3 protein-coding genes are annotated in these 5,681 nt (G+C 37.8%); all 3 read right to left on the minus strand.

Going from position 1 to position 5,681, the window contains the following annotated elements:
* Positions 1-4,060, minus strand: a 4,060-nt coding sequence (locus AB1414_14210) for a C25 family cysteine peptidase (GenBank protein MEW6608576.1), incomplete at its 3' end; no start/stop codon positions are given.
* A 447-nt stretch (positions 4,061-4,507) separates the two neighbouring features.
* Positions 4,508-5,164 (minus strand): hypothetical protein, encoded by a 657-nt coding sequence (locus tag AB1414_14215; GenBank protein MEW6608577.1) that lies wholly within the window; start codon positions 5,162-5,164, stop codon positions 4,508-4,510.
* 380 nt (positions 5,165-5,544) lie between these two features.
* Positions 5,545-5,681 (minus strand): GxxExxY protein (locus AB1414_14220; GenBank protein ID MEW6608578.1); only part of this gene is annotated, 137 nt, incomplete at its 5' end.

Consider the following 5,681-nt stretch of genomic DNA (forward strand, 5'->3'; position numbering starts at 1 on the left):
CGGTAAAGGTAGTAGTAAAAGAACCACCAACACAGGTAGATAGAGCAATAGTGGTAGTATTGCCAAATTCTATGCGAATGGTTTCTGTTGGGTAGAAATTGCACCCGCTAATACTAACCCGCTTACCTACTACACCTCTTGTAGGTGAAATCAGGGTAATCATCGCCGGTGACAGTGTTCTCTCAAAGGTGATATTGGAGAGTGGGGAGAGATTGAAATCATCATCCCTGGCGCGAATACAGAAGTAGTAGGTGGTAGTCGGGCAGAGGTTAGGGACGGTAAAACATTCAGGAGAGCCAGCATCTTTGGGAACAATAGTGGATGTAGCTTTATTAGTCAGGTGCCAGTTTTGTGGGGTGATAGTCCAGGTAGCGTAGCGGATAAAGTAGCAGGTAGAAGAGCCTTTATCTTTGTCATCACCAGGTGCAGTCCAGGTTAAGTCAATAGAGGTAGGTTTGGGATTAAGAGCCTTAAGGTCAGTTATGCGAGAAGGGGAAACAATATCTGTATTATAGCAATTAGTCCGGCGCATATCGTGATTTGCCATCGGCCATTCCAGTGCTCCCTTTTCACATTTACCTTCATAGTCCCAGATGTAGACTTTAGGTATTGCCCAGGCAATATGCATAAATTCTTCACCTGCACAAATTACCTCTACATCCCCATCTAAATCAATATCGGCGATGACAAGAGGTGAAGTTCTTCTATCCTCTGGTTTCATAAGTAGATTTAACTTCTGCGTCCCATCGTTATTCCAGATAGTTATAGTGCCCTTTTTCATATAATATATACTTTCTATAACCTCAAACTGATTATCATTATCCATATCTGAGATTAATGGATGAGATGGACCTCTTTGACTACCCGCTTTAGGCCAACCAGTTACATTACTCCCATCATGATTTAAGACATACAGGTAGTTACAAGTATCAATAATTACCTCCATATCTCCATTATTATCGATATCTCCAAGAATAACTAAGTATGAGACATTGTAATCATTACCTCCTACTTGTTTTGGATAACCAAATACATCACTACCATCGTAATTTAAGGCGTATAAAAATATCTTTGGTGACTGGTATGAGGCAATGATAATCTCTAACTCATCGTCACTATCAATATTTCCAACAGCAAATACATCAGGAAAACCATCTGGATAGGGTATAGTTTTGGGCCATTGACCCGGAGCTAATTCACCATCACTTTGTAAAACATAGACCTTACCTTCTGTTGAGAAGGCTATAATCTCATGATTTCCATCTTTATCAATATCAGCAATAATAGGGTGATAGCCACCTTGTAGATTTATCTCTTTAGGCCAATCCCCATCTACTAATGTTCCGTTATGATGCCAGGTATAGAGCTTATCGTTCATCTCCACCACAATCTCAAGGTCTCCATCATTATCTATATCACCTATGGCAGGTGAGTTTGAATTCGTCCCCTCCTTAGGAAAACCAGGTACATTGCTACCATCATGATTCAGGACATAAAACCTTTTTCTACCACTTATGATAATCTCCAACTTATTATCATTATCCATATCAGCTAAGATAGGTGTCCCTGCTATATCACCATTTTCTTCTACTGTTATTAGTTTAGGCCAGTTATCTACAAAGTCACCATTATGATGCCAGATATATAGATAATTCCCAGTAACTGCACTTACGACCTCTAAATCCCCATCACCATCTATATCTCCCACTGCTGGTGATACTTGTATCATAAATGAAAGAGGTTGAGGTATTTTAGTCCAGCCCTGCTGATAGATATTCACCTCTATTGATTTATATGCAGTATTGTTAATAGTCTCTACCTCTGGAATAGTATCATAAGGGTCTATGACTACATAAATCTTATACTCACCTATTGGTAAATCAGGAATCCAGTTTATCTCTGTTGTTTCTCTTCCTTTAGCATAAATTGTAGTTATTGTCTTAGACCCTATCTCTACACCATTTACTGGGGCTCCAAGGAAGAATTTAATCAATACATCTGCTGCATCTGTATCACCAAGATTATGAATAATGGCAGAGATTTTTGTTTTTTCATTTGGTCGTGGGAAGTTAGGATTAAAATTAATATCAATTGGTTCAATCTCTAATTCTGGCTTATTTTGTTCTAATCCTGCCCTTGAAATAGTCAATGCTGGGTCTCCTAACATATTCCATTCATGCTGCCAGAGGTAATTATATGAATTAAGTGTTAATTCACCGAGAGAGAAACTGTTATAACTATACTCTGCCATAAATTGATATGCCTTTATAGGATAAATAATACCATCAGTTGTTCCTGCAGATGCTCCCCAATAAGCAATAGCACCACCATTTTCTTTCTTAAGGAAAGCCTCTGCAAGACAATCAGGAAACTTACTGTCATCCCATAAAAAATCAGCCGTATCACAAGCAGCGCCAAAGACAACAGGCAATTTATCACTATTATAAAGGCTATTTACCTGTCTAACTGAAAACGGTGATTCCGTATTCATCGCCCACCCTAAAGGATGTCCATGTCCATTATAGGTTACTAATAAGTGACCATCATTAATTGCTTCAACAACCATTCCACCTGTACCTGTTTCTTCGATCTTAGTTACTTCAAACCCCACAGGTAAGAGATAATAATTTATTAAGGCATCAAAGTCACCACCAAAACCTTTTCCATCCACCATTAAAACTTTATTCCGCCACTTTCCTGGTATAGGATTTTTTTCATATTCGATTATCTTGTTAACCATCACCTTTGTGTCTGTTCCAGATTCTACAGGCAGTCGACCTATCATTATATCCATTGTCCAGTATTCCCAAGATAGACTTTCATCATTGATACAGACATACCAAGTATCAGCTACTGGTTCACCTATATAGGGATATATCTCTCTAAGAAACTTTGGAGGTACATAGGAAAAATACTGTTTCTCACCATCTCCAAAGATAACTACATAGCCAAGATGGTTATCTTCCATAGAAGGAGCAGACCAATTGTTATAGACATATTTGATAAAATCTTTGATAGAAGTAGTCGTTCCTTTCTCAGTAATAGGGAATTCGTTATAGATAGATGTTGTATTGACTACGGCGACATTGAAGCCGTTGTATTCTGCCCGATGCTCGGCTAATCTTCTTAAATCTTCGTTATTGTAGAATCCCTCAGAGGTAATAATCAGATAATCCGCAGAGTTTGCTGGGTCTTTCAGGTTGGTGATGTAGCTTACTGTTCCTGTTCTTTTAGTGGTAAGTGGTAAGTGGCGAGTGGTAAGTGGTTTGTAGTTTAATAGTGTGTGTTTTAATACATTGGCAAAAGGTGAAGCCATCTCTGGTTGTTTTAGTGATAGAGGCATTCCCTTTTTGCGAAGGTAGTTTATTTCTATCTTCAGGTTAGAATAAACCCTAAGCTGCATATTTTTCGGATTGAATTGGATAGGGAAGATTTCTAATCTGAGCACTCGCTGATCACGGATGTAGCCGATAGAAGCAAGCTTGCATATTTTAGATTTTAGATTTTGGATTTTGGATTTGTTTGGGATTTGGGATTTGGAATTTGGAATTTTATCATCGGGATACCAAACATCTTGCTCGTAAAACTCCTCATCGATAAAGAATTCTTCAGCAACATATTTGTAGCCCTCTGGGGTGATTTTTACTACCTGCTTTGGGACGGGATAGATTAAATAGGAATTTTGAATTTTGAATTTTAAATTTTGAATTTTAAATTCAATATCTACTCCATCAGGGATGGCAAGCATTACCTGGATTACAGGTAGTTTAGGTTTGCCGACCTCTTGAGTAAAATTCCACTCATGCCCTGGAATACTGAGTAATTGAAATTTCTCATTCCCCATTTTACATTTTACATTTTTAACTTCCTTCTCCTCCACATTCACACCAAATACATTCGCTTCGAGTGTAATGCCTGAGCTATCTTCTTTAACTACCCTAATCTCTGGTTGTGCAGGAGAAGACACCCCTTCTTTAAATCCCACCCAGTCCGCCGCCTGCGAGATACCGGCAAAGAATATTAAATTAATGCCTGCAATAATTATCTTTTTATATATCATAATGGAATTTAAATTGAAATATAATTAAAATACGATTGAAATATATTGTTTTTTTCTGCCAATTTCCATCTATTTCTACATATTTCTATTATATTTCCACCAATAAATATACCATAAAATAATACAGAAGTCAATTAGAAAAGCAACTAAAGGATTAAGAAACTGAAGGACTGAACAAGAAAAATCGCCACGAAGACACAAAGGCACAAAGGAAACACAAAAAAACATAGTTTTAATCTTCGTGTCTTAGTAACTTAGTGGCAATATTACAAACAACCCTCAATAAATCTGTTCCTGACAGAGCCTGCTCCTGATAGGTTCAGAAGTTCAGGAATTGAGGATTCCGAAACCATAGATAAAAAGAAAGACCTGATTCTTTCCGGCCGAAAAAGAAATCAGGTCTCTCTTGTTTAATTAGGATACTCCTCGCTATTTTTATTCATACATTTATGGTGTGGGTATGAATGAAAATGTAATGTAGAATACATCCTCGTATATATCCATTGGGTCATTCTCTCTAATAACAATTCTTGCCCATAGGTCTTGGTTATACTTTACTCGCTTTCCATCCACACATGGTAATGGAGTTCCTGGCATATCACCATTAAAAGCTGGTGCAAGTGTAAATGAACCTTTACTTGGTTCTCTCCCACTTGGAGTTGCCATCGCATAGTATGTTGTAAGTGTCGCATTATCCGCGTGGTTTCTCTTTACATGGTCACACCCTGATACTGCTATCTTTAGAGAGTGTGTACTTGTTGCAATTGCTGATACATGGATATTCGTCCAGTTAATCATATAATCGTTACCTGGTATCATTCTCCCGTCCCACTCAAGATGGACATCATCAATATCTACATACATACATGCTCTTCCATTAAAAGTATGCGTCATAGTTGCTACCCATGGTCCTGCACATTCCTTTTCATATGGAGTATTTTCACCTTTACCCCAAGCATAGGGATAAGCTGACTGAGGTGGTGGAGTGTATCCGTCTTCTGGTGTAAAGAATGCTGCAGTAGCTTCTGCATAAACTGTAGTTGTGTATCCTCCTGTAATCAACACGCTAAGAGCAATTAGAGTAATAGCTAATAGTTTCTTCATTTTTTTTCACCTCCTTTTGTTTTAGATTTTTATGTTCACTCTTCGCCAGCATTGAAATATCTCACCACCTCCTTTTTGCTTTTGAAGAGAGAAGTTTTTCACCGCACAGACACAGAGACGCAGAGAAGAAAATTAAAATTTATTTACGATACGCTTAACATCCTTGATTTTCATCAGGGCAAGCTCTTGAGTAGAACAACATTAAAATTGAGTAACCGTTCAGGGCTATACATTAGAAGTGTAAACAAGGAGAAATGGGGAAAAGGGAGAATTGGAGAAATGGCTCAAATTTTTTTTGCTCCACCCTTCGGACATCAATCCTGGAGTCTGCGAAATTTACCAGTAACCCTATTTCTTTATCCACTGCTCTAATGTATGATCTAACCTGATTTATAATACTTCCCACTTATCTCCTCAACAGTTTTAATCTCTACCACAATCTCATCTTCAACAAAAAGATCAAGTCTATGAATCCCAACCTCAACACCTTGATAGAATATCTTGACTTCTTTTTCTG

This window comes from bacterium, assembly GCA_040755795.1.
GTDB lineage: Bacteria > UBA9089 > CG2-30-40-21 > CG2-30-40-21 > SBAY01 > JBFLXS01.

What these genes read in the sequence shown, in the direction of transcription:
- AB1414_14215 (MEW6608577.1), bottom strand. Translation starts at nt 5,164, where the DNA reads ATGAAGAAACTATTAGCTATTACTCTAATTGCTCTTAGCGTGTTGATT.